Below are 25,169 nucleotides of genomic sequence, written 5' to 3'. Positions count from 1 at the left end.
CTGCAACTTCGCACTACTAACCCATATGTCAATACCTACTGACAATGATGTTTGCTGACCTTACGGCAACATCCGAACTTCTATTTACATAAATGTCAGTCTTGGTGATGGTGAGCCGATGCGGAGGATCGGATGAACTACGACACCATCATCGTGGGTGCGGGCCTGGCCGGCCTGGTCGCGGCCAATGAGCTGGTCCAGGCGGGCCGCCGCGTGGCCGTGGTGGATCAGGAGAACCCCGCCAATCTGGGCGGACAGGCCTTCTGGTCCTTCGGCGGACTGTTTCTGGTCGACAGTCCGGAGCAACGGCGGCTTGGCGTCCGCGACAGCCTCGACCTGGCCTGGTCGGACTGGCGGGGCAGCGCCCAGTGGGACCGGCTGGACGGACCGCTCGCCGAAGACGAATGGGCCATGCGTTGGGGCCGCGCCTATGTGGAGTTCGCGGCGGGCGAGAAGCGCGACTGGCTGCGCCGCCACGACATCCGCCTGACCCCCATGGTCGGCTGGGCCGAGCGCGGCGACGGTCGGGCCGACGGCCACGGCAATTCCGTCCCCCGGTTCCATGTGGCCTGGGGCACGGGCACGGGCGTGTCCGAACCCTTCGCCCGGCGCGCGCTCAAGGCGGCGAAGCGGGAGCGTCTGACCTTCCATCATCGCTGCAGGGTCGACACGCTGATCGTGGAGGCCGGACGGGTCACCGGGGTCTCGGGCGTCCGGCTGGAGCCGGACAATGCTCCGCGCGGCGCGCCGTCCAGCCGCGTCGCGGTCGCGGACTTCGCCCTGCGCGCGCCGGTCGTGCTGATCGCCACCGGCGGCATCGGCGGAGACCACGGCCAGGTGCGGCGCTTCTGGCCCGAACGATTGGGCTCCCCGCCCAGTGAAATGCTCACCGGCGTGCCGGCCTATGTCGACGGGCGGCTGCTCGACATCGCGGAACAGGCCGGCGCCCGCCTCGTGAACCGGGACCGCATGTGGCACTACGTCGAGGGGGTGCGGAACTGGAACCCGATTTGGCCGCGGCACGCGATCCGGATCCTGCCCGGGCCGTCGTCGGTCTGGCTGGACGCGCTGGGGCGGCGCCTGCCCTTCCCCGCCCTGCCCGGCTACGACACCGTCTCGACGCTGCGCCACCTGCGCACGACGCCCGACCTGGCCGGGCACGACCATTCCTGGTTCATCCTGACCCAGAAGATCATCGAGAAGGAGTTCGCCCTCTCGGGCTCCGAACAGAACGGCGACATCACCTCGGGCAGCTGGCTGCGCGTGCTGAAGACCCGCCTGGGCAAGGGCGCCTCGCCCGAGGTCGAGGCCTTCAAGACCAAGGGCGCCGATTTCGTGGTCGCGGACGATCTCGAAACCCTGGTCGCGCGCATGAATGCGCTGACGCCGACGCCGCTGCTGGACCCCGGCCTTGTGCGCCGCCAGATCGAGGCGCGCGACGCCCAGTTGACCAACCCCTACGCCAAGGACGTCCAGATTCAGGGCATCCACAACGCGCGCCGCTATCCGGGCGATCGTCTGGCGCGGGTCGCCAAGCCGCACCGCATTCTCGATCCGGCCGCAGGGCCCCTGATCGGGGTCCGGCTGCATGTCCTGACGCGCAAGAGCCTGGGCGGTCTGCAGACCGATCTCGACAGCCGGGTCCTGCGCCCGGACGGCTCGGTCTTCGAGGGCCTCTACGCCGCGGGCGAGGCGGCGGGCTTTGGCGGCGGCGGCCTGCATGGCTACAACGCTCTGGAGGGCTCCTTCCTGGGGGGCTGCATCTTCTCCGGTCGGGCCGCGGGCCGGGCCATGGCCGCCACCGTCTGAGGAATCCCTGAATGGAATTCGCCGCCGTCGCACTGCCTCTGGCCCTCGGGGTGATCATGTTCGGCCTCGGGCTGGACCTCACGCCCGCCGACTTCGCCCGCGTCGCCAGACAGCCCAAGGCGGCCGGCGTCGCCCTCGCCTGCCAGCTGCTGCTGCTGCCCGCGCTCTGCTTCGCCCTGGTGCTGCTGTTCCGGCTGCCGCCGATCCTGGCGGTGGGGATGATGCTGCTGGCGGCCTCGCCCGGCGGAACGACCGCGAACCTGTACAGCCACCTGTTCCGGGGCGACGTGGCCCTGAACATCTCGCTGACGGCGATCAACTCCGTCATCGCCGTGGTGACCCTGCCGGTCATCACCAATCTGGCCATCGCCTTCTTCCAGCCCGGCGACCTGTCCGTCGGCCTGCAGTTCAAGAAGACCCTGGAGGTGTTCATGATCGTCCTGGCGCCGGTGGCGCTGGGCATGACCGTGCGGGCGCTGAAGCCGGCCTTCGCCAAGGCCATGGACAGGCCGGTGCGGATCGCCTCCGTGGCGATCCTGGCCCTGGTGATCGCCGGGGCGGCGGTGGGCAGTTTCGACCTGCTGGCGTCCAATTTCGCGCTGCTGGGCGGGATCTCTGTCGCGTTCTGCGGCCTCAGCCTGGCGGTCGGCTACGTCGTGCCCCGCCTGCTGCGGATCGAACAGCCGCAAGCGGTGGCCAGCGCCTTCGAGGTCGGCATCCACAACGCCACCCTCGCCATCGTCGTCGCCCAGGCGGTGCTGGGGCGGCCGGACATGTCGCTGCCGGCCGCGGTCTACGGGGTGCTGATGTTCCCGGTGGCGGCGGTGTTCGGGCTGTGGATCACCCGGCGGCGAGCCGCCTCAGCCGCGTAGTTCGCGACGCAGCACCTTGCCGACCGCCGTCTTGGGCAGGGGCTCGCCGCGGAATTCGACCAGGCGGGGGACCTTGTAGCCGGTCAGATGCTCCCGGCAGTGGGCGATCAGGGCCTCCTGCGTCAGGGCGTCGGAGCGCGGCACGACGATGATCTTAACCCGCTCGCCCTGGACGGCGTCCGGCACGCCGATCGCGGCGACCTCCTCGACCATCGGGTGGGCGGCCACGACATCCTCGATCTCGCTCGGATAGACGTTGAAGCCCGACACCAGGATCATGTCCTTGATCCGGTCGACCAGCCGCACCCGGCCGTCGGCCTGCATCACGCCGATGTCGCCGGTGCCCAGCCATCCGTCCGGCGACAGCACCTTCGCCGTCTCCTCGGGGCGGTTCCAGTAGCCCCGCATGACCTGGGGCCCGCGCACGCAGAGTTCGCCCGGCTCATCCAGGCCGCACCAGCCGCCGTCTTCCCGGCGCATGCGCACCTCGGTTGAGGGCACGGGCAGGCCCACCGTCCCGTCGAACCCCATGGTCTCGGGCCGATCGAGGTCGACATAGCCGATGCACACCACCGGCGAACATTCGGTCAGGCCGTAGCCTTCGATCAGCGGCGCCCCGGTGGCGGTCTGCCACGCCTCGGCGACCACCCGCTGGGTCGCCATGCCGCCGGCGATGGTCAGCTTCAGGTCGGAGAAGTCCCGCTTGCGGAAAGCCGGCGTTCCCAACAGGCCGGCGAACAGGGTGTTCAGCCCGGTCATGCCGGTGAACCGCTCCTTGCGCAGCACCCATTCCACCCCTTTGGCGTCGCGCGGATTGGCGATCAGGATGTTGCGCCCGCCGATCCCGACGAACATCAGCAGGTTCGCCGTCAGGGAGAAGATATGGTAGAGCGGCAGCATGGTGACATTGCCCACCGCCTGCTCCGGCGGGATCTGGCTCATCACCCACGCCCGCCCCTGCAGCACATTGGCCAGCACGTTGCGGTGACTGAGCATCGCCCCCTTGGCGACGCCTGAAGTCCCCCCGGTGTACTGCAGGAAGGCCAGGTCGTCCGGGCGGCGCTCGACCGGCCGGAACCCTGCTTTGCGTCCCCGCGCGAGGGCGGCGCTCCAGCCCTCGGCCTTCAGCGCGCCGGTCGTCTTTCGGCCCGGGGCGCGCGCCGTCATGGCGTTCACCGCCCAGCGCTTGGGCGCCGGCATCATGTCGCCCATGCCGGTCAGCAGGATCTGGCGGACGACCGTGCCACGCACCCCCTGCTCCAGCGTCGCGGCGAACATGTCCATGGCGACAAGGACGACCGCTCCGCTGTCGGCCAGTTGATGCTTCAGCTCCCGGGCGGTGTAGAGCGGGTTCACATTGACCACCACGGCCCCGGCGAACAGGACGCCGAACAGGGCGACCGGATACTGCAGGCAGTTGGGCATCATCAGCGCGACCCGGTCGCCCGGCTCCACGCCCACCGACTGCAGCCAGCCCGCGAACGCCTTGGCCTCCGCCAGGGCCCGGCCGTAGGTCACCTCCGCGCCCAGGCTGACGAACCCGACCCGGTCGGCGAAACGGAACGAATCCGCCTCGAACAGCTGGTGGACGCTCGACCAGCGCGCCAGGTCGGCCTCGATGCACGCGGGCACGCCGGGCCGATAGGCCGCCGTCCAAAACCGGCGCGCCCACAGGGCGTCGTCGGCGTCTTCGACGACCGCCGCCAGTCCCAGGACCTCCGTCACCGAACTCTGCGCCACGTCTGGGTGCGGCACAGCAGGCGCGCGATGCACCCGCGCACCGCCAGGGTGTCGCCGGCCAGGGTCACCGTGCCGGTCGCGGCGTTCTGACCGCTGTTCGGATCGTACAGCGGGCCGGCCCGCCACTCGGTCGGTCCGCCGGTCAGATTCTGCAGCACCGCCAGGCCGCGCAGGGGGCGATCCCTCAGCGAGGCGTCGCGATTGCGGACGTCCCTCTGGTTCGGATCACGCCGCAGCGGCGCGGCGTCGACCAGCCGTCCGCACAGGGTCGCGCCGCAGCGCTGGATTTCCACCACTCCGCCTTCGGCGGGCGTGCGCCAGCGTCCCAGGATCGAGGCCTCCTGCGCGACCACCGGCGACGCCGCTCCGATCAGTATCAGGGCGCCGACGACGGCCGCCCTGATCACCCCATCCTCCCGTAGGCGTTGCGAGCCTCGACCGGCACGCGCTCATACACGGTCGGAGTGGACAGACCGAGCCGCGCGCGGGCGCTGTCCAGCGGTTCGGCGAACAGGGCCTCATAGTCCAGGCCCGGCAGCCAGGCCGCCCGGCGTCCGCGGACCCAGGCCTGCAGGATGGCGCGGGCGCAGGGATAGCCGGTCTTGGCCCTCACGAACTCCACCGCCACGCCCGCCGCGATGACGCCGAAGCCGGGGCTGCGGGTCTGCGGCAGCGAGAAGGCCACCACGCAGGCCTCGCCCAGGGCGTCGGTCCGGTATCCGGTCAGCACATGCCAGATGTCGTGCACGTCGCGCAGACGGCGCGCGTACCAGGCGTGGGGGTGGGCCGCCTCGATATCGGTGTCCGCCACCTTGCGGCTCTCGTCGGCCAGGCCGTAGGCGGAGAAATTCCGTTCCTCGATGAACGCCAGATAGGCCCGCCCGACGCTGCCTTCCGGGAAGGCGCGCAGCCAGTCCTTGTCCTGGAGCCGGTCAGCCAGCTCCGTCATCAGGAAGGCCTGCCGTCCGCCGTCAGCCTGATCCAGCATCTGCTGGTAGCCGCGTCGGACCGAGCCGCCCGCCAGGGCGTTCATGATCTCGAACACCTGGGTGGTGTCTTCCTTGTCCGCGATCAGCCGGCGCAGAGCGCGCCAGGCGCGGACCGGCTGGACGCGGCGGGGCTTCAGCCGCGTCGGGGGGGCCACGTTGCGATCGAACGCCATTTCCCCAACCATTGATTCCGCAGTCACTTGCTCTCTCCGCATGCTGGGCTTAACCAAGCCGCTTATCTACATGGATGTAACTTACATAGATGTCAATACCATCTCCACGCCGGCGACGCCGCACGCCTGAAGAAGCGCGCTTGGAGGCGATCATGTGCGCGCGCGCGCGCCTGCTCTCTGGCGGGCCGGACGCGGTCACGCTCAAGGCCGTGGCGGACGACATCGGGGTGACGCACACCAACCTCATCCACCACTTCGGCTCGGCCGCCGGCCTGCAGTCGGCCCTCATGGGGTCGATGGTCGCGGACCTCGCCAAAGCGCTGGACACCGCCATCGCGCGGCTGCGCACCGACGAGGGCGCGCCGCTGGAGCTGGTCAACGCCGTCTTCGACGCCTTCGCGGAGGGCGGCGCGGGCAAGCTGGCGGCCTGGATCGTGCTGAAGGGCGACCTGTCCCAGCTGGAGCCCGTCCGGGACGCGGTCACCGGACTGGTGCAGGCGATACTCGACAAGCTGGGCGATCCCGACGGTCAGGCGCACACGCGCATCCCGTCCGCGGTCCTGTTCATCGCGCTCAGCGCCTTCGGCGAGGCCCTGATCGGCCCGCCCCTGCGCGACATGCTCGACCAGGACGAGGACTCCAGCCGCCAGGTCATCGCCGGCCTGCTGCCCCACTTCCTGCTGAAGCCCGCCCAGCCGGAGTAAGCGCACGCGGGCGTTCGCCCTCGGCCTCCCCACCCTTCCACAGAGGGTGACGGATGCGCGCTCATGTGGCTTGCAAATCCGGACTGATCATTGCAGGTTCGGTTACGCAAGTGACGGAGAAAGAGCCATGACGGTCGTGCCCCTGCCCCCGAGACCCGCCAGAACCGCGGCGCCGAGTCCGGCGATCAGCATTCGGGAACTGGCGGCGCGGACAGGCACGACCCTGCGGGCGCTGCGGCACTATGAGGACATCGGCCTGCTGACCGCCGGGCGTCGCGCCTCGGGCGCGCGGTGCTACGATTCGGAGCAGCGGCGCCGGGCGGCGCTGATCACCCGGCTGCGCCGGCTGGGCATGCCGACGCCGGATATCGACGCGGCCCTGTCAGCCTCGGGCGATCAGGTCGTGACCCGCTTCCTGTCGTCGGAGATCGCCGCCGCCCTGGCCCGCCTCCAGGACCTGCGCGCCGCCATGGACGAGCTGGAGACCGGCGGACTGGAGGAGTTGGGATCGGGAACCTCGCCCGCCTCCGTCGCCACGGTGGATCGCTCGGCGAGGCTGCGTCATGCCCGCTGAGGCCCGCCCCTCCGGTCGTCTCTCCGGCCGCCACGTCCTGATCACCGGCGCCTCGTCCGGCATCGGCGAACACCTGGCCCGGGTCGCCGCGCGCGAGGGAGCGAAAGTCACCGTCGCCGCCCGCCGCACCGATCGCCTCGCCGCCGTGGTCGACGCCATCCGCAGCGGCGGCGGCGAGGCCTTCGCCGTGGCCATGGATGTCGCCGACGAGGCCTCGGTCGTGGCCGGAATCGCGGCGGCGCAAGCCGCCCTGGGCCCGCTGGACACCGCCTACGCCAACGCCGGGATCGGCCTGCCGGGGCTGGCGCTGGACGCCCCCGTCGCCGAGTTCGACCAGATGTTCACCGTCAATGTGCGCGGCGCCTTCCTGACGGCGCGCGAGGCGGCCCGGGCGATGAAGGCCAACGGCGCGGCCGAGGCCGGTCGCGGCCGGATCGTGCTGATCGCCTCCATCGGCGCGCAGCAGCAGCTTCCCGGCCTCAGCGGCTACTGCGCCTCCAAGGCGGCCGTCGTCTCCCTGGGCAAGTCGCTGGCCCGCGAATGGGCGCGCGAGGGGATCAACGTCAATTCGGTCTGCCCCGGCTATCTGGAAACCGAGATGAACTCGGACTGGTTCTCCAGCCCCGGCGGCGAGAAGCAGATCCGGGGCTTCCCGCGCCGCCGGCTGATGCCGGGCGACGGACTGGACCCGACCCTGATCCTGCTCGGTTCGGACGACGCCGCTCCGATCACCGGCGGGGTCTTCATCATCGACGACGGCCAATCCCTGTGAGCGATGGCCCTGTGAGCGCCGATGACGGCGTGCGCGCCGGGTTCGAACTGGACGGGGACGCGCTGGAGACCTGGATGCGGGCGCGGCTCGACCTGCCGTCCGGCCCCGTGCGGATCAGCCAGTTCTCGGGCGGCCAGTCCAACCCGACCTATCGCGTCCAGGCGGGCGATCGCAGCTTCGTCCTGCGCCGCAAGCCGCCCGGCCCCCTGCTCAAGGGCGCCCACGACGTGCTGCGCGAAGCCCGGGTGATGGGCGCGCTGGGCCAGGCGGACTTCCCCGTCCCGCGCATCCTCGGCGTCTGCGAGGATCCAGAGGTGCTGGGCACAGCCTTCTATCTGATGGATCACGTCGAGGGCCGGATCGTCTGGGACCCGACCGCCGACATCGCCTCCCCGGAGGAACGCGCCGCCACCTTCGACGCCATGAACGCTGCGCTGGCGAGACTGCATGCCCTCGACATCGACGCCCTGGGCCTGAGCGACTACGGCCGGCGCGGCGGCTTCGTGGCGCGGCAGACGGCGCTGTGGACCCGCCAGTACCGCGAGGACGTGGACGCCGGGCGCGACCCGAACATGGACGCCCTGATCGACTGGCTGGCTGAGCGGGACCTGTCCGACGAGACCTCGATCATCCACGGCGACTTCCGCATCGACAACCTGATCCTGCGGCCCGACCGGCCCGAGGTGGCGGCGGTGATCGACTGGGAGCTGTCGACCCTCGGCCACCCGTTGGCCGACTTCGCCTATCACCTGATGATGTACCGGATGCCGCCGCATCTGGGCGGTCTGGCCGGACGCGACCTCCAGGCCTTGGGGATCCCGCCGGAGGCGGACTACGTCGAGGCCTACGCCCGGCGGACGGGACGCGGCGCCCTGCCCGATCTCGATGTCTTCGTCGCCTTCAACATGTTCCGCTTCGCCGCCATCATCCACGGCATCCGGGGTCGGGTGATCCGCGGCAACGCCGTCTCGCCCAAGGCCCGCAAGCGGGCGGACGAATTCCCCGAACTGGCCCGGCTGGCCTGGGAACAGGCCCGGCGCGCGGGCGCCTAAGGAACGATCACCTCGGCGTCACCGGCGTACAGCCGCGCCACCTCGGCGGCGCGGCGGCGCAGGACCATGTTGCGGTTGATCGAGCCCTTGTCCGAAACCTCGTGGCCTTCCACGTCCGGCGGCGTGTCGAGGAACAGCAGGCCCGCCAGCCGCTCGCTCTGGCCGGTGTGGGCCGCATTGTAGCGGCGCAGGCCCTCGGCCACGGCGGCGCGCACGGCGGCCTCGTCTCCCAAGCGACGCACGCCCGCCGGATCGGCCCAGGCCAGCACCTTCAGCGCCGCCTGCCCTTCGCCGCAGATCACTACGTCGCGAAACACGCCCGGCAGGGCCTCCAACAGATCGCCGCGCAACCGGCCCGCCGCCACGAAGGTGCCGTTGGCCAGCTTGAACTGCTCCACCCGTCGTCCGGCGAAGAACAGGCCCAGTTCGGGTTCGTCCCGGTCGTGGAAGTCGGCCATGTCGTCCATGCGCAGGAAGCCGTCCTCGTCGAAGACCTCGCGCGTCCGCGCGTCGTCGCCGAAATAGCCGGGCGTCACGCTGGGCGCCTTGACCCGCACCTCATAGGCGCCGTCGGCCGGGACCAGTTTCAGCGACGCCCCCGGCACCGGCAGGCCGATGCCCACCCGGGTGCTCTCCCACCAGGTATAGCTGATCGCCGACCCAGTCTCGGTCGAGCCGTAGCCGGACACGAACATGAAGCGCTGGCCGGTCGTCGCCACCGCCAGCCTTTGCAGTCGGTCGTGCAGGGGCTGGGGCAGGCCCGCCCCGCCGAACAGCATGACCCGCAATTCGCTGAAGAAGGTCCGGCGCAGCGCCTCGTCCGCCTCCAGCGCATCGGCCAGCATGGCGTAGCCCGAGGGCATGGTGCCGTAGAAGCGCACCGGAATCTCGCGCAGGTTCCTCAGCGTCGCCGCGAACTGCGACGGCGTCGGACGGCCGTCGTCGATGTGCAGCGTCCCGCCCAGCCAGGTGATGTTGGTCAGCAGCGACGAGCCGGCGATATGGCTCCACGGCAGCCAGTCCAGCATGACCCCGCCCCAGTCGAAGGCGTCGCCCATGGCCTGCGCCCCGCTGGCCGTATTGCCGGTCATCATGGCCTGGGTGTGGATCACCGCCTTGGGCCGCCCGGTCGAGCCGGAGGTCAGCAGGTAGCGGGCGGGCGCCGTCGGATCCAGCGCCGCGACCGCGCGGCCGACGCCCGCCACGTCCGGCGCCCACAGCACCTCGGCCATGTCGACCGCGCCGCCCTCGAAGGCGTCCGGCTCGGCGCTGACGATCACCGCATCCTTCGGTGCGATGGCCTCGGCCGCGCGCGCGAAATCGGCGGTCTCGGCGATGATCACCGACGGCTTCACCAGTTCGACCACATGGCGCAGCCGCTCGAAGTCGGCGCTCAGCAGGGAGTAATTCACGCTGACCGAACAGATCGGAATGCCCGCGGCCATGGCCCCGAACATCCACACCGCATGGGCCAAGGTGTTGCCGGACAGGACCAGGATCGAGCGGCCGGCCGGAACGCCCTGCGCCTTCAGCCAGGTCGCCACGGCCGAGACGTCGGTCCGCGCCTGGCCATAGGACAGCCGCCGCCAGCCGTCGCCGTCCCGCTCGGCGAGCCAGGTTTTCTCCGCCTGAGTCTCGCCATACGACCAGAACCGGCGCAGCAGATTTTGCTCGTACGGCGCCAGTGGCGCGCGGGCCGAAAGGATCAGGGTTCCGTCCTCGCGGCGCTCGATCTCCAGCCCCACGTCGCCGAAGCGGATGGGCCGGCACGGCGCCCGATGGAAGTCCTCAGCCAGATCCAGCACGCCACTCTCCCATACACGTCCGGTGTTCCGGATCGACCTTCATCCTAGCCGTCCCGACTGACTTGCAAAACAGGATTTATCGCCCTGATCACGCACTTGCGTCACCGGACCTGCGATTCAGTGTGCGGAGTGCTAGACAGGGTTCGAAGCAGGATTGAAACGAGGGCTCGTGGACCAGATTTCCACACGCGACCTGATCATGGGGAACCCCGTCGCCCGCGCGTTCGCGGTGACCGGCGACGCCTGGACGCAACTGATCCTGCGCGAGGCCTTCTACGGCGCGCGGCGGTTCTCCCAGTGGCGCGACCGGCTGGGCATGCCGCGCAGCGTCCTGACCGACCGGCTCAACCGCCTCGTCGCCGCCGGCCTGTTCGAGCAGCGCCCGGCGAAAGAGTCGCCGACCCGCATGGAGTACCGGCTGACGGAAATGGGGCTCGATATGTTCGGCACCGCCGTCATGCAGGGCCAGTGGGAGCGGAGATGGGCGCGCTCGCCCCTGCAGGAGCGCTACGCCCTCACCTTCTACGACCGCCACACCGGCGAGCCGGTGACCCCGGCCATCTTCAACCACGAAGGCGGCCAAGTGGTCGATCCGCACTTCGTCCGCGGCGAGGTCGGCAAGGGACTGGTCCCCATCGCCCCCCCGACCTCGCGCCGGCGCCGGACCCAGCCGATGGAGACGGACCGGGCGATCATCGACCGCTCGACCGACATCATGGGCGACTACTGGAGCTGGGCGGTGCTGGCCGCCGCCTTCTTCCGCATGCGCCGGTTCGATGAAATCCACGAGGCGCTGGGCGTCGCCACCAACATCCTGGCCGACCGCCTGAACCGCATGGTCCTGCACGGGGTGCTGGAGAAGAAGCTCTACCAGAAGGCGCCGCCGCGCTTCGAATACCGGCTGACCCAGGCCGGGCTGGACCTGTTCCCGATGATCATGGCCATGCACGGCTGGAGCGAGCGCTGGCTCTGCCCCGACGGGCCGCCGCTGACCCTGGTCGACACCCGCACCGGCGAGGCGATCCATCCGGTCGTCTGCGACCTGGCGACGGGCCGCCTGCTGGACCCGCGCAACATCCGCTGGGAAGTCGAGGCGACGCCGGGAACCCCCGGCGCCGCCTGACCCTCGTTTAGAAGCTCTGGCTCAGGGCCACGCCGAACGAGCGCGGCGCCCCGAAGACGCTGAAGCCCACGCCCACGTTCTTGATGATGTGGGTCTGGTACTCGGTGTCCGTCAGGTTCTTGCCGTAGACCGACACCTTGAGACCCGTCGGCGATTCCCACGAGACGAAGGCGCTGACCAGTTCGTGGGCCGGCGACAGGACCTCGGGGTTGTTCGACGGATCGAAGTAGAAGTCGTCGGTCCACTGGTAGTCGGCCCGCGCCGCCAGGACCCCGCCGGCCACATCCCATTCGCTGTCGACATACAGGGTGTACTGGCTGTCCGGCGACCGCGGCAGGGTGTTGCCGTTGTAGGGCAGGACCAGCGCGCCCGACACGGCGTTCGACGTGAACTTCGCATCCAGGCTGGTGTACGAGCCCCCGATGGTCAGGTTGTTCGTGACCGCCAGCGCCGTCTCGATCTCGAAGCCCTCGACCTCGGCCTGGGCGTTGGAGGTGACCAGCGCCAGCCCCAGCAGCTCATAGACCTGCAGATCCTTGTAATCGAGCTTGAACGCCGCCGCGTTGAAGCGCAGCCGGCCCATCAGCGTCGACTTCACCCCGATCTCGTAGTTGTCGAGCAGTTCCGAGGCGAGCGGCGTCAGGGCCTGGGTCCCGGACTGGGCCGTCGACGGGAAGGCGCCCGCCTTATAGCCCCGGTCGTAGCTGGCGTAGAGGCGGACGTTGTCCATCGGTTCGACCGCCAGGGCGATCTTCCAGCTCGGCTCGCTGAAGGTCTCGTCGCCACGCACATTATAGGGCGCGCCCCCCGGCCCCAGGGGAATGCCGGCCGGCGGATTGGCGCCGCCCTCATTGTCGATCGCGACCTGATGGATCTCGCGCTCGTCATGCGTCCATCGGGCGCCGAGGGTCAGTTCCCAGATGTCCGCGAAGGGGATGTTGGCCTGGCCGAAGACGGCGAAGCTGCGGTTGGTCGCGTCCTGCAGGAAGGTGGTGTCGCCGCCGAACGACGGCGGCGCGATGGGCAGGGCCGCGTTGACGATGTAGCGCTCGCTCCGCTCGATCTCTTCCTGGAAGGCGTAGACGCCGGCGACCCAGTTGATGTCGGAACCCGCCTTGGAGGCCAGCCGGAACTCCTGGCTGAACTGGCGCGCCGCTTCCGACGCCCGGTCGTCCACCCCCAGCGGGAAGGCCGGGAACGGCAGGCCGCCCAGATTGTCCCGCCAGCTGTAGTCGTTGTCCCGGTACGAGGTCAGGGAGACGAAGTCGAACGCCTCGCCCGTATGCTCGATCCGCGCCGTCAGGCCGTAGTTGGTGCGGTTCTGGTAGTTGTCCGGCGACGAGAAGCTCTGACGCCGGTCCAGGCCCGCGCGCAGGGTGTTGATCAGGGTGACGAAGGCCGGCGCGGTGCTCGACGCCGTGACCGGAATGCGGGCGTGCCCGTCCATGTCGTCCTTCGAATAGTCGCCGCTGACCAGGACGCTCCAGTCGCCCAGGTCCTTCAGCACCGACAGGCGCGCGCCCCAGGACGTTCCACCCTCCAGCCCCCGGCCGGTCGGGACGTTCTCGGCATAGCCGTCGTTGGTGTTGTAGCGGGCGGCGAAGCGGAGCGCGGCGTCGTCGCCCAGCTGGCGGTTCACCACCCCTTCGATCCCGTACTCATCGAAACTGCCCAGCCGGGCGGTCAGGCTGCCGGAATCCTCGAAGACCGGCTTGCGGGTATAGATGTTCAGCGCCCCGCCCGAGGCGTTGCGGCCGTACAGCGTCCCCTGCGGTCCGCGCAGGACCTCGACCCGCTCGATGTCCAGGAAGGCCAGCGCGCTGGCGCCCGACCGGCCGATCGACACCTCGTCGATGGAGAAGCCGATCGACGGATCGCTGGCCGCCGAGTCGCTCGAGGTGCCGACGCCGCGAATATAGAGCTGTGGCTCGCCGATGTTGAACTGGGTCAGGGTTACGCCCGGCGCCTTGGCCGCGATGTCCTGGATGCCCGTCGCAGCCGTGCGCTCCAGCGTCTCGGCGTTGAAGGCGGTGATGGCGATCGGCACGTCCTGCAGGCTCTGCTCGCGGCGCTGCGCCGTGACGATCACCTCGTCGAGGGTGGCGGTCGATTCCGTCTGCGGCGCCTCCTGTGCGGCGGCGGGCGTGGCGAGCGCGGCCCCCAGGATCAGGGCGGCGACGGAGGCGGTGGTGGCGTGAATGAACTTCATTGGCGTTTCCCTCCCCAGGGCAGCGGCTCTCGTTGATCGAAAGCTCGACAGGAATAGTAACTTGCGCCAACGGACCAAGTTTGCAAGTCTTTTTACGCAAGCATGGAGGGGCGGATGGAACAGCGGTCATTGAAGGACCGGGTCATCGTGGTCACGGGCGCTGGGCGCGGCCTGGGCCTTGCCTATGCGCTGGATCTCGCCTCTCGCGGCGCCAAGGTGGTGGTCAACACCCGCCCGCGTCCGTCGGGCCAGCCGGCCTCGGCCGAGGCCGTGGTCGAGCGAATCCGCGCCGCCGGCGGCGAGGCCGTCGCCTGCGCGCTCGGCGTGGAACAGGATGACGCCGGCGATCGCCTGCTGGAGGCCGCCCTCGCCGCCTTCGGCCGCATCGATGGGCTGGTGAACAACGCCGGCGCCCCCGAAGCCAAGAGCCTGCACAAGCAGACCCTGGCCGAGCTGCGGGCCGTGTTCGACATCAACTTCTTCGGCACCGTCAGCGCCACCCTGCCGATCTACCGCCACATGCGCGAGCAGGGTGCCGGGCGGATCGTCATCACCACCTCGGCGGCCGGTCTGCACGGCGTGCACGGCATGGCCGCCTATTCCTCGTCCAAGGCCGCCCTCATCGGCCTGATGCGGGTCATCGCCCTGGAAGGCGCTGCGAAAGGCGTGCACGCCAACGCCGTCGCCCCCTACGCCCTGACCGGCATGACCGAGGCCTATGTCACCGACGAGGTCGGCCAAGCCATGCCGCCCGAGTACGTCGCGCCCGTCGTCAGCTGGCTGATGACCGAGGCCTGCCCGCTGAACGGCGAGACCCTGGTGGCGGGCGCCGGCAAGGTCCGCCGCGCCGTGCGAATCGAGGGGCCCGGGGTGCAGTTCCAGCCGCCGGGCGAGGTCTCCCCCGACGACCTGACCGCGGCCCTGGGTCCGCTGATGTCGCTCGAGGACTGGACCCTGCCGACCGACGGCAACGCCGCCTTCGACGCCTTCTTGAAGGCCCGTCCGGCGACCGCGGTTCGCCTGTCGTGACTTGCACAAACGGACTGACAAGAGCAGATTGCATTTCAAGACCCAAGGAGCCGAACCATGGCCGATGACGCGACCGCGGCGCGCCGGATCGAGACCGGTGAACTCACCCCGCTGAACCAGCTGAACCCCTATCTGCAGGGCCTCTACGAGCCCGTAGCCAGGGAGACGACGGCGCTCGACCTGCCGGTCATCGGCGAGATTCCGAAGGACCTGTACGGCGCCTTCGTGCGCAACGGCCCCAATCCGGCCCAGGCGCCGGCGGGCCTGCACCACTGGTTCGACGGCGACGGCATGGTCCATGCCATCTGGTTCGAGAACGGCAAGGCCGAATACCGCAACCGCTACGTCGGCACCGACGACTACCGCGCCGAAAAGGCCGGGCTCGACATCCACGCCGGCGGGGTCATGGCCCCCTCGGCGCGGACCCGTCCCGGGTCGCAGCGCGGCGACCTCGTCTACAAGGACACGGCCAACACCGATCTGGTCTTCCACAACGGCTCGCTGATGGCGCTCTGGTACATCTCGGGCAAGCCGGTGCGGGTCCACGCCCACACCCTTGAGACGATCGGCAACGAGACCTTCGGCGGCGCCCTGCCCCGTCACGTCTCGGCGCACGGCAAGGTCGATCCGAAGACCGGCGAGTTCTGCTTCTTCGACTATTCGCTCTACGAGCCGTGGATGACCTTCGGCGTCGTCGACGCCCAGAACAACCTGACCAATTTCCAGAAGGTCGACCTGCCCGGACCGCGCCTGCCGCACGACATGGGCCTGACCGAGAACTACATCATCCTGCACGACCTGCCGGTGGTCTTCACCGAGGCCGGGCTGCGCAACTCGATGTGGCAGATCAAGGTCGCCGACCAGCCCGCCCGCTTCGGCGTCGTGCCGAAAAACGGGACCGGGGATCAGGTCCGCTGGTTCGAAACCGAGACCTGCTACATCTACCACGTCGTCAACGCCTGGGAGGACGGCGACGAGGTCGTCATGACCGCCTGCATGATGACGCCGAACGGCTATCCGCCGAACCCGGCCTATGGCCCCTACGCCTCGATGGTCAATGTGCTGGCGCTCAACGCCGTGCCGGTCGAGTGGCGCATGAACATGGTCACGGGCGAGGTGAAGAAGCGCCGGCTCGACGACCGCATCGGCGAGTTCCCGGTGGTCAATCTCGACTACACCGGCCGCAAGACGAACTGGTCCTACCATGTCTCCATGGCGAAGCAGGAACTGCAGCGTTTCTCGGGCCTGATCAAATATGACCTCAACACCGGCGCGGCGAAGACGCACGACTTCGCGCCTGGCGTCGGCGGCTCCGAGCCCGCCTTCGCCCCCCGGGTCGGCGCGGTCGACGAGGACGACGGGTACGTCATCGTCTTCACCACCGACGAGGCTGCCGGAACCTCCGAGGTGCAGGTCATCGCGGCCAAGGATTTCGAGGCCGGCCCCATCGCCCGCATTCCCCTGCCCGCCCGCGTGCCCGCCGGCTTCCACGGCACCTGGGCGCCCGGCGCTCAAGTCCGCTCCGAGATCGGGGCCTGAGGATCAGTATGACCGCTTACATCGTCGACGCCGTCCGCACGCCTCGCGCCAAGGCCCGCCCCGACGGCGGCCTTGCGTCCCTCAAGCCGCATGAACTGGTCGCGGGCCTGATCGATGCGCTCGACGCCCGCAACGGCGGCGCGGCGCACAGGGCCGACGCCCTGATCCTCGGCGCCGTCGGCCAGGTCGGGGCCCAGGGCGCCAACGTCGCCCTCGTCACCAAGATGCACGCGGGCCTGCCCGATGACGCCTACGCCTTCAGCCTGAACAACTACTGCGTCTCGGGCCTGACGGCGATCGGCCAGGCGGCCAACATGATCGCGGCGGGCGACGCGAAAACCGCGCTCGCGGGCGGGGTCGAGATGATGAGCCGCGTCCCCTTCATGGGCGACAAGGCCGACTACTATGAGGACGCCAGCTTCCCCCTGCGCACCCGCTACATCCCCGTCGTCGTCGCCGCCGACCGCCTGGCCGAGGACATCGGCGTGTCGCGGCAGGAGATGGACGAGGCCGCCCTGCGCTCGCAGCAGCGCACCGCCGCCGCCGAGGGCACGGCCTTGACGAAATCGCGCATTCCGCTGAACGGCCTCGACAGGGAAGAACCGGCCCGCGCCTCGACCACCGCCGAGAGCCTGGCGGCCATGCCCGCCGCCTTCGCCCCGCTGGGCGAGCAGTACGCCGAGGCGCTGGGCGGCCGGACCATCGACCACCGCCACACCGTCGCCCATGCCCCGCCCATGTGCGACGGCGCGGGCCTGGCCCTGGTCAGCGCCGCCGCCGACGGCGCGCGCGCGAAGATCGTCGCCTATGCCGAGGCCGGAGGCGATCCCGAGGCGTCGCTGACCGCGGGCTTCACCGCCATGGACCGGGCTCTCGCCAAGGCCGGGCTGACGCTGGGCGACATGGACCGCATCGAGTTCATGGAGGCCTTCGCCGTCACCATCGTGAAATTCCTGCGCGAGCGGGACGTGGACGTCGACCGGGTCAACGTCGGCGGCGGCCACCTGGCCAAGGGGCACCCGATGGGCGCGACGGGCGCCATCCTGCTGTCCTCCCTGCTCGATGCTCTGGACGTCGCCCAGGGCCGCTACGGCCTGGTCGTCGCGGCGGGCGCCCAGGGCGTCGGCGCGGCCATGATCGTCGAACGGATCGGCTGACCATGGACGGGGGGCCGCTCAATCGTCACGCCGACCTGATCGCGCGCCACGCCGCGACGCTGGACGCCGCCATCCAGGCCGTGCGCACGCGCCAGGCGTGGAGTCCGTTCAGCGACTCGCCCTCGACCAAGATCCACGGCCCCGACAAGCCGCCCGCCGGCAAGGCCGCCTTCGAGGCGCGGCTGGGCACGACCTTTGACCTGGACCAGCCCGGCGCGACCGGCCGGACGGTCGGCGAGGAGGTCTCGCCCTACACGCAGCAGCCGCTAAACATCCGCTATCCGGTCAGCGATCCGGACGCCCTGATCGCCGCCGCCGTCGGGGCCATGACCGACTGGCGCGAGGTCGATTTCGAGCTCCGCCTCGCCCTGTGCCTGGAAATGGCGCAGCGGCTCTACGACCGCAATTTCGAGATGGCCCATGCGGTCATGCACGTGGCGGGTCAAAGCTACACCCAGGCCTTCAGCGGCTCGGGCCCCAATGCGCTGGACCGCGGCGTCGAGGCCCTGGCCTACGCCGCCAAGGCCATGCGCGACGTGACGCCCGCCGCCGACTACCACCGCCCGTTCGGCGCCGATCAGGTCGCGCTGAGGAAGACCTACACCCTGGTCCCGCGCGGCGTCGGCCTGGTCATCTGCTGCGCCTCCTTCCCGACCTGGAACGCCTATCCGGCCATGTTCGCCAGCCTGGCCACGGGCAATCCGGTGATCGTCAAGCCGCACCCCATCGCCGTCCTGCCCATGGCCATGGTGGTCGAGGCCTGCCGCCAGGTGCTGGCCGACTACGGCTTCGACCCGAACCTGGTGACCCTGGCCGTGGACACCCTGGCCGAACCCGTCGCGAGCCGCTTCATCGATCACCCGGACGTCCAGATCATCGACTTCACCGGCAGCCCCCGATACGGCGGCCATCTGGAGCGGACGGTGACAGGCAAGCTGCTGTTCACCGAGACCGCGGGCGTCAACACCGTGGTCATCGACAGCGTCGCCGACCTGGACGCCGTCGCCCGCGCCGTCGCCCGCTCCTCCAGCCTGTTCTCGGCCCAGATGTGCACCAGCCCGCAGGTGATCTACATTGCGCCGGACCTGTTCGACGCCATGTCCTCGGCCATCGTGGACCAGATCGACGCCATCGCCGCCGACCCGGCCCAGGCCGCCGGGATCATGGGCGCGATTCAGGGCCAGGTCAGCCTCGACGTGGTCGCCGAGGCTCGCCGCGCCGCCGACGCTACGCCCGGCGCCCGAGTGCTGCGCGAGGCCGCGCCCTACGCCCATCCCCAGTTTCCGAACGCCCGCACCCTGACCCCGCTGGTGATCGCCGTCGAAGGCGCGGGCGATCCCGAGATCTACGCCGAGGAGCGCTTCGGCCCGGTCCTGTTCCTCGTCTCCCGCCCCGCCGACGAGGCGGTGATGGAGGCGACCTGGTTGGCCAAGACCAAGGGCTCGATCTCCTCCTACCTCTACTCGACCGACGAGGCCTTCATCGACCGCGCCACGCCCGCCTACGAGGCCGCCGGCGCCAATCTGTCGATCAATCTGACCGGCGCGATGTGGATCAATTTCGCCGCCGCCTACAGCGACTATCACGTCACCGGCCTGAACCCGGCGGGCAACGCCTGCCTCGCCGACCTGGCCTTCGTGGCCTCGCGCTTCCGCATCGTCCAGCGACGGCGGCCGCTGTGAGCGCCGACGTCTTCCTCGCCGGCGTCTCCATGACCGCCTTCGGCAAGCGGCCGGACGACAGCGTCAAGTCGCTGACCGCCGAGGCCGTGGGCGCGGCCCTGACCGATGCGGGCGCCACCGTCGCCGACATCGAGGCCGCCTGGTTCTCCAACACCCGCCAGCCCATGCTGGAGGGCCAGAACACCGTGCGCGGCCAGATCGCGCTGCGTCCGCTCGGCCTGACCGGCATCCCGGTCGTCAATGTCGAGAACGCCTGCGCCTCCGGCTCCACCGCCCTGCTTCAAGCCATCCACTGGCTGCGCGCCGGGGCGGGCGATATCGCCCTGGTCGTCGGGGTCGAGAAGATGGTCTTCCCCGACCGCCCGGACCGCGTCGCCGCCGCCTTCGCGGGTGGCACCGACATCCACGACCGCGACGGCGTGCTCGACTACATCCGGCAGATGGGCGGCGACGCTCCAGAGGACGGCCGCAGTCTGTTCATGGACCTCTACGCCGCCCAGGCCCGCGCCCACATGGCCCGCTTCGGCTCCACCCAGCTGGACCTCGCCCAGCTCGCGGCCAAGAACCACACGGCGGCCCGGCACAATCCCCGCTCCCAGTACCGCACCCCGATGACGGCAGAGCAGGTGCTGGCCGACAAGCCCATCGTCTTCCCCTTCACCCGCGCCATGTGCGCCCCGGTCAGCGACGGCGCCGCCGCCGCCATCGTCTGCTCGGCCAAGGGCCTGAAGCGTCTCGGCGGAGAGGCCCGCGCCATCCGTATCCGCGGCTGCGTCCTGGCCAGCGCCGGGGCCCGCGACGCCCGCGACTTCGACAACCACATCGGCCGCCGCGCCGCCCTGGCGGCCTACGAGCAGGCGGGCGTCGTTCCTCAGGACATCGACCTGGCCGAGGTTCACGACGCCACCAGCTACGCCGAGCTCCAGCAGATCGAGAACCTCGGCCTGGCCGAACCCGGCACGGTCGGCGCCCGGGCTATCCGGGGCGACTTCGCGCTCGGCGGCCGCACTCCGGTGAACCCCTCCGGCGGCCTCGTCGCCAAGGGCCATCCGGTCGGCGCCACGGGCCTGGCCCAGATCTTCGAGCTGACGGCCCAGTTGCGCGGCGAGGCCGGTCTCCGTCAGGTCGAACGCGCCCGTCTCGCCGTGGCCGAGAACGGCGGCGGCTTCCTCGGCGTCGAGGAGGCGGCCACCGTCGTCACCGTGCTGGAAGGCCGGGCCGCATGACCCATCCCATCCGCGCCCTATACGACAACCTGCCCGCCAAGGCCGACCGCCCCGCCCTGTTCGACGGCGACGTGACCCTGACCCACGGCCAGTTGATCGCCCTGGTCGAGCGCGCCGCCTCCGATCTGACCGCGCGGGGGATCAAGCCCGGCGACCGCGTCGGCCTGTGCGCCGCCAATAGCTGGCGGCACGTCGTCGCCTACCTCGCCATCCTGCGCGCCAACGCGGTGTGGACGCCGCTGAACCCCCGCAACGGCGCCGGCCTGAACGGCGACTTCCAGCGCCGGGCGAACCTGGCCCTGACCCTCCACGACCGCGACTCCACCGGCGCGCTGGGCTCCACCGCCCGCCCCCTGCCGCTCGAGGCCTGGCTGGACAGCCTGCCCGACGCCGCCCCGCCCATCCTCCTCGACGACGCGGCCGCCCCCTTCGCCCTGAAATTCACCGGCGGCTCCACCGGCGTGCCCAAGGGCGTGGTCCAGTCGCAGGCCAGCGGCGCGGCGGCCCTCGCCTCCCTGCAAGGCTTCTACGGCTTCACCGCCGACGACGTGAACCTGGCCGTCGCGCCCCTGACCCACGGCTCGTCCCACTACATTCTGCCGGTGCTGGCGGCCGGCGGGTCCCACGTCCTGCTGGCCACACCCGACCGCGCCGCCATTCTCGATGAGCTGAAGCGCCGCGTCAGCGTCGTCTTCATGCCCCCGACCCTGATCGCCCTGCTGATGGGCGAGACGGATTTCGGGCCCGGCGACTTCCCGCGCCTGCGCCACCTGACCTATTCCGCCGCCCCCATGTCGCCGGGCCGGATCGCCCAGGCGGTGTGCCGCTTCGGCCCCGTGCTCTCGGCCCTCTACGGCCAGACCGAGGCCCCCATGGCCATCACCGGCCAGAGCCCCGCCGACATGGCCGACCCCGACCTGCGAGGTTCCGTCGGCCGTCCCTTCCCCGGCACGCCGGTCGGCCTGCTGACCCGCGAGGGCCAGGTGCTGACCCAGGGCGAGGGCGAGGTGGTGGTCGGCGGCGACCTGGTCCGCACCGAATATCTCGACGCCCCCGAGCTGACGGCGGCGACCCGGCACGACGGCTGGCTCAGGACCGGCGACATCGGCCGCATCGGCGCCGACGGCCGCCTGACCCTGATCGGCCGCTCCAAGGAGCTGATCATCACCGGCGGCTACAACGTCTATCCCGGCGAGGTCGAAGCCGCCCTCAACGCCCATCCGGCGGTGCGCGAGGCCTGCGCCTTCGGCCTGCCCGACGACGTCTGGGGCGAGCGCCTGGAGGCCGCCGTGGCCGTCGACGCCCGCTTCGTCGACGACGCCGCCATCCGCGCCTTCGTGCGCGAGGCCATCGGCCCCGTCCGCACGCCCAAACGCCTGCACCTCATGCCCGCCCTGCCCCGCAACCCGGTCGGCAAGGTGGTGCGCGGCGAGGTCCGCAGCCTGCTCTATCCCGACGCCAATCTCGCCGTGGAGGTCCACCCATGATCGTCATTCCCGAACACCGCATCCGCGAGATGAAGGCCAATGGCTGGTGGGGCGACCTCACCCTAGACGACCTGTTCCAGAAGCATGTGAAGGCCCATCCGGACGCGGAGGCCCTGGTCGATCCGTTCAACGCCCCGAACTTCGTCGGCGGAACCGCCGAACGCCTGACCTGGCGCCAGACGGCCGACGCCGTCGATCGCCTCTGCGCCGTCCTGACCGCCCACGGCATCCGCAAGGACGACGTGGTCGTGGTCCAGTTGCCCAACATCGCCGAGCTGACCATCAGCTACCTGGCCTGCCTGCGCCTGGGGATCATCGTCAGCCCCGCCCCGGTCCAGTACCGCGAGCACGAGCTGGGCTACATCATCGGCCAGACCGACGCCGTCGCCGCCATCACCAACGACCGCATCGGCAAGCAGATGCACGGCGAGATGATCGTCGGCCTGAAGGCGACCTGCCCGACCCTGAAGACCGTCTTCGTCCTGGGCCAGACCTGTCCCGAGGGCGGCCTCGACCTCGAGCCCCTGATGGACGGCGTCACCCGCGACCAGCACAAGGCCGCGCAGAAGGCCGCCAAGGCCGCGGCCATCACCGCCGACGACATCGTCACCATCTGCTGGACCTCCGGCACCGAGGCCCAGCCCAAGGGCGTGCCGCGCAGCCACAACGAATGGATCATCATGGGCGACGGCGTCATCGACGCCGCCGACCTGGCCCCCGGCGCGCGCCTGCTGAACCCCTTCCCGATGGTCAACATGGGCGGCATCTCCACCGCCTTCGTCGGCTGGCTGCTGCTGGGCGGAGCCCTGATCCAGCATCATCCGTTCGACCTTCAGGTCCTGCTCAAGCAGATGCGCGACGAGAGGATCGACTACACCGTCGCCCCACCCGCCGTGCTGAACCTGCTGCTCCAGAACGAGGCCCTGCTGGAGGGCATCGACTTCAACCGGCTGAAGTCCATCGGCTCGGGCTCGGCGCCCCTGTCGGAGTGGATGGTGCGGACCTTCCACGAGAAATACGGGGTCCAGATCGTCAACTATTTCGGCTCCAACGAAGGCGCCTCCTTCCCCTCGGCGCTGAAGGATCTGCCCGAGGCCGCCGACCGCGCCAGCCTGTTCCCCCGCCTCGGCGAGGGCTTCAAATGGGCCTGCAAGCTGCACGACCGCATCTTCACCCGCCTGGTCGATCCGGAGACCGAACAGGAGATCACCGACGCCGGCCTCCCCGGCGAGCTCAGGGTCAAGGGCGCGACCATCTTCTCCGGCTACTGGCGCGCGCCCGAGATCAACGCCCGCGCCTTCGACGCCGACGGCTGGTTCCGCACCGGCGACCTGTTCGAACTGGCCGGCGACCGCAAGCAGCACCTGAAATTCGTCGGCCGGCTGAAGGACATCATCATCCGCGGCGGCATGAACATCTCCTCCGAGGAGATCGAAAACCACCTGATGGCCCACCCGGCCGTCGCCGAGGCCGCCGTCGTCGGCGCCCCGGACCCCAATCTAGGCGAGCGCCTCGCGGCCTTCGTCGTCTTCCGTCCCGGCCAGCAAGCGACGCTGGCCGAGATCAACGCCTTCCTGACCGGCGACCGCCAGGTCGCCGTCTACAAGCAGATCGAACGCCTCGAGACCATCGAGGCCCTTCCCCGCAATCCAGTCGGCAAGATCCTCAAGCGGGATCTGCGCCAACGCGTCACCACCGAGACCCTTCCCGCATGACCTCTCCCTTCGACACCCTGCGCCTGCCCGTGTTCGCGGCGCCCATGTTCCTGATCAGCGGGCCGGAGCTGGTGATCGCCGCCTGCCGGGCGGGCGTGGGCGGGGCCTTCCCCACCCCCAACTGCCGCACGGTCGAGGACCTGGATGCGTGGATGGGCACGATCACCGACGCGCTGAAGCCGGGCGACGCCCCGTGGATCGCCAACATGATCACCCACTCGACCAACGCCCGCCTGCCCGAGGACCTGCGCCTGATCGCCGAGTACAAGCCGCCGGTCGTCATCACCGCCCTGGGTTCGCCCAAGCCGGTCATGGAGACGGTCAAGAGCTACGGCGGCCTGGTCTTCGCCGACGTGGTCTCGATGAAGCTGGCGAAGAAGGCCGCTGAAGCCGGCGTCGATGGCCTGGCCTGCGTCAGCGCGGGCGCCGGCGGCCACACCGGTCACCTGTCGCCCTTCGCCTTCATCTCAGCCGTGCGGGACTTCTTCGACGGATACATAGCCGTCGGTGGGGGCGTCGGCGACGGCGCGGGCGTGGCCGGCGCGGTCGCGGCGGGCGCGGACTTCGTCTACATGGGCACACGCTTCCTGGCCTCCGAAGAGAGCATGGCCCAGCCGGAGTACAAGCAGATGGTCGTGGACGCCGGTCCTGACGATCTGGTCGTCTCCGCCTCCGTCACCGGCACCCCGGCCTCGTGGCTGCGCCCCAGCCTGCTGGCCGCCGGTCAGGATCCCGACAACCTCGGCGCCGCCCCGGACCGCAACTACACCTCGGGCGGTTCGACCAAGCGCTGGCGCGACATCTGGGCCGCCGGCCAGGGGCTTGAGGCCGTCCGCGCCGTCGAGCCAGTCAGCAAGATCGTCGACCAGCTGTCGGGCGAGTACGACGCCGCCATCGCCCGCTTCCAGACCCGCACGGGCGCCCGCCGGATACAGGGGGCCGCGGCGTGACCTCCGCCCCGCCCAGCGTCGTCGCGCCGGTCGACTTCGAACTCGATCCGACCGTGTCGGGGCTCGAGTTGCTGCGGCGCTGGGCGCGCAAGGCGGACACCGTCGGCGGCTATCCGCAGCGGCTCGGCGCCTGGCCGGTCGAGTTCGAGGAGGGGCTGGTCCGCATCGTCTGCGACCTCGATCCCGGCCACGCCAATTTCGTGGGTCTGGTTCACGGCGGGGTCCTGGCCTCGCTGGTCGACGTGGCGGGCGGCAGCGCCGTCATGACCATCCTCGAACCCGGCCAGACCCTGCTGACCACCGACCTGTCGATGCGCTTTCTCAACGCCGCCCCGATGGGCTGCGCCCGGCTGGAGACGGTCGGGCGGGTCACCTTCCACGACGCCCGCAAGGCTGTGGTCGAGGCCACCATCAGCACCCCCGACGGCCTCGTCATCGCCCAGGGCACGGTCGGGGTGTCGATCCGCTCTCCGCGCTAACAGCGGAGGGGTGCGTCCAATCCCGACGCAGGCGCATGCCAGGATGCGCGAATGCTCACCCCGGCGCGCAACTCTATCCGGAC

The 25,169-nt window shown here is 70.2% G+C and carries 21 protein-coding genes; 16 read left to right on the top strand and 5 right to left on the bottom strand.

The genetic code is table 11. The features are described from left to right. Window positions 1-132: 132 nt before the first annotated feature. Together AC1RRF_RS02170 and AC1RRF_RS02165 are read left to right on the top strand one after the other, a co-directional pair. Window positions 133-1,809, top strand: a complete 1,677-nt coding sequence (locus AC1RRF_RS02170; RefSeq protein WP_492832386.1) for an FAD-binding dehydrogenase — start codon at window positions 133-135, stop codon at window positions 1,807-1,809. Window positions 1,810-1,820: 11 nt separating this feature from the next. Next, window positions 1,821-2,681, top strand: coding sequence for a bile acid:sodium symporter family protein (locus AC1RRF_RS02165; RefSeq protein ID WP_492832384.1), 861 nt, complete (start codon window positions 1,821-1,823; stop codon window positions 2,679-2,681). On the opposite strand, the gene AC1RRF_RS02160 is transcribed toward AC1RRF_RS02165, so the two are convergent. From AC1RRF_RS02160 to AC1RRF_RS02150, 3 genes are read right to left on the bottom strand one after another with little or no spacing between them, the layout of a single operon-like run. Beyond that, window positions 2,670-4,406, bottom strand: coding sequence for an AMP-binding protein (locus tag AC1RRF_RS02160; protein WP_492832382.1), 1,737 nt, complete (start codon window positions 4,404-4,406; stop codon window positions 2,670-2,672). The two genes, AC1RRF_RS02165 and AC1RRF_RS02160, sit on opposite strands and share 12 nt — an antisense overlap. Further along, a complete protein-coding gene (locus AC1RRF_RS02155; RefSeq protein ID WP_492832380.1) occupies window positions 4,403-4,828 on the bottom strand; it encodes a DUF2147 domain-containing protein in 426 nt (141 codons plus the stop codon). The genes AC1RRF_RS02160 and AC1RRF_RS02155 overlap by 4 nt, the downstream gene beginning before the upstream one ends. Continuing rightward, window positions 4,825-5,565: a Coq4 family protein gene (locus AC1RRF_RS02150; RefSeq protein WP_492832378.1), complete on the bottom strand. Its 741-nt coding sequence runs from the start codon at window positions 5,563-5,565 to the stop codon at window positions 4,825-4,827. Before AC1RRF_RS02150 ends, AC1RRF_RS02155 begins: the two co-directional genes overlap by 4 nt. 107 nt (window positions 5,566-5,672) lie before the next feature. Between AC1RRF_RS02150 and AC1RRF_RS02145 the strand changes: the two genes are divergently transcribed. From AC1RRF_RS02145 to AC1RRF_RS02130, 4 genes are all read left to right on the top strand, one after another. Then, window positions 5,673-6,287 carry a TetR/AcrR family transcriptional regulator gene (locus AC1RRF_RS02145; protein ID WP_492832376.1) on the top strand — a complete coding sequence of 205 codons (615 nt, stop codon included), beginning with the start codon at window positions 5,673-5,675 and terminating at the stop codon, window positions 6,285-6,287. A gap of 127 nt (window positions 6,288-6,414) precedes the next feature. Then, entirely contained in the window at window positions 6,415-6,861 is a 447-nt protein-coding gene (locus tag AC1RRF_RS02140) for a helix-turn-helix domain-containing protein (RefSeq protein ID WP_492832374.1), read from the top strand. Then, window positions 6,851-7,633, top strand: coding sequence for an SDR family NAD(P)-dependent oxidoreductase (locus tag AC1RRF_RS02135; protein WP_492832372.1), 783 nt, complete (start codon window positions 6,851-6,853; stop codon window positions 7,631-7,633). The genes AC1RRF_RS02140 and AC1RRF_RS02135 overlap by 11 nt, the downstream gene beginning before the upstream one ends. An 11-nt stretch (window positions 7,634-7,644) precedes the next feature. Next, window positions 7,645-8,685 carry a phosphotransferase family protein gene (locus AC1RRF_RS02130; protein WP_492832370.1) on the top strand — a complete coding sequence of 347 codons (1,041 nt, stop codon included), beginning with the start codon at window positions 7,645-7,647 and terminating at the stop codon, window positions 8,683-8,685. Here AC1RRF_RS02130 and AC1RRF_RS02125 read toward each other — a convergent pair. After that, on the bottom strand, window positions 8,682-10,490 hold the full coding sequence (locus AC1RRF_RS02125; RefSeq protein ID WP_492832369.1) for an AMP-binding protein: 1,809 nt from the start codon (window positions 10,488-10,490) through the stop codon (window positions 8,682-8,684). The two genes, AC1RRF_RS02130 and AC1RRF_RS02125, sit on opposite strands and share 4 nt — an antisense overlap. A gap of 169 nt (window positions 10,491-10,659) precedes the next feature. Here AC1RRF_RS02125 and AC1RRF_RS02120 point away from each other — a divergent pair, with 169 nt between their 5' ends. Continuing rightward, window positions 10,660-11,613 (top strand): winged helix-turn-helix transcriptional regulator, encoded by a 954-nt coding sequence (locus tag AC1RRF_RS02120; RefSeq protein ID WP_492832367.1) that lies wholly within the window; start codon window positions 10,660-10,662, stop codon window positions 11,611-11,613. 7 nt (window positions 11,614-11,620) lie between these two features. Here the strand turns inward: AC1RRF_RS02120 and AC1RRF_RS02115 are convergent, their stop codons facing one another. Beyond that, window positions 11,621-13,822 (bottom strand): TonB-dependent receptor, encoded by a 2,202-nt coding sequence (locus AC1RRF_RS02115; RefSeq protein ID WP_492832365.1) that lies wholly within the window; start codon window positions 13,820-13,822, stop codon window positions 11,621-11,623. A 114-nt stretch (window positions 13,823-13,936) separates the two neighbouring features. Between AC1RRF_RS02115 and AC1RRF_RS02110 the strand changes: the two genes are divergently transcribed. From AC1RRF_RS02110 to AC1RRF_RS02070, 9 genes are read left to right on the top strand one after another with little or no spacing between them, the layout of a single operon-like run. Continuing rightward, window positions 13,937-14,851, top strand: coding sequence for an SDR family NAD(P)-dependent oxidoreductase (locus AC1RRF_RS02110; RefSeq protein ID WP_492832363.1), 915 nt, complete (start codon window positions 13,937-13,939; stop codon window positions 14,849-14,851). A gap of 57 nt (window positions 14,852-14,908) precedes the next feature. Further along, on the top strand, window positions 14,909-16,390 hold the full coding sequence (locus tag AC1RRF_RS02105; protein ID WP_492832361.1) for a carotenoid oxygenase family protein: 1,482 nt from the start codon (window positions 14,909-14,911) through the stop codon (window positions 16,388-16,390). Between the two features lie 8 nt (window positions 16,391-16,398). Beyond that, window positions 16,399-17,547 carry an acetyl-CoA C-acyltransferase gene (locus AC1RRF_RS02100; protein ID WP_492832359.1) on the top strand — a complete coding sequence of 383 codons (1,149 nt, stop codon included), beginning with the start codon at window positions 16,399-16,401 and terminating at the stop codon, window positions 17,545-17,547. A gap of 2 nt (window positions 17,548-17,549) precedes the next feature. After that, complete coding sequence (locus AC1RRF_RS02095; RefSeq protein ID WP_492832357.1) at window positions 17,550-19,229, top strand: aldehyde dehydrogenase family protein; 1,680 nt, start codon at window positions 17,550-17,552, stop codon at window positions 19,227-19,229. Next, the gene (locus AC1RRF_RS02090) at window positions 19,226-20,455 is read left to right on the top strand and encodes a thiolase family protein (protein ID WP_492832355.1); all 1,230 of its coding nucleotides are present in this window, start codon (window positions 19,226-19,228) and stop codon (window positions 20,453-20,455) included. Before AC1RRF_RS02095 ends, AC1RRF_RS02090 begins: the two co-directional genes overlap by 4 nt. Continuing rightward, the gene (locus AC1RRF_RS02085; RefSeq protein ID WP_492832353.1) at window positions 20,452-21,942 is read left to right on the top strand and encodes a class I adenylate-forming enzyme family protein; all 1,491 of its coding nucleotides are present in this window, start codon (window positions 20,452-20,454) and stop codon (window positions 21,940-21,942) included. Before AC1RRF_RS02090 ends, AC1RRF_RS02085 begins: the two co-directional genes overlap by 4 nt. Beyond that, on the top strand, window positions 21,939-23,657 hold the full coding sequence (locus AC1RRF_RS02080; RefSeq protein WP_492832351.1) for a class I adenylate-forming enzyme family protein: 1,719 nt from the start codon (window positions 21,939-21,941) through the stop codon (window positions 23,655-23,657). Before AC1RRF_RS02085 ends, AC1RRF_RS02080 begins: the two co-directional genes overlap by 4 nt. Next, window positions 23,654-24,607 carry an NAD(P)H-dependent flavin oxidoreductase gene (locus tag AC1RRF_RS02075; protein WP_492832349.1) on the top strand — a complete coding sequence of 318 codons (954 nt, stop codon included), beginning with the start codon at window positions 23,654-23,656 and terminating at the stop codon, window positions 24,605-24,607. Before AC1RRF_RS02080 ends, AC1RRF_RS02075 begins: the two co-directional genes overlap by 4 nt. Beyond that, complete coding sequence (locus tag AC1RRF_RS02070; protein ID WP_492832347.1) at window positions 24,604-25,086, top strand: PaaI family thioesterase; 483 nt, start codon at window positions 24,604-24,606, stop codon at window positions 25,084-25,086. The genes AC1RRF_RS02075 and AC1RRF_RS02070 overlap by 4 nt, the downstream gene beginning before the upstream one ends. The last annotated feature ends 83 nt before the right edge of the window (window positions 25,087-25,169 follow it).

This window comes from Brevundimonas sp. GW821-FHT12C05, assembly GCF_058807475.1.
The sequence above is the reverse complement of the archived record's forward strand: the minus strand, read 5'-3'. Positions and strand labels throughout refer to the sequence as shown.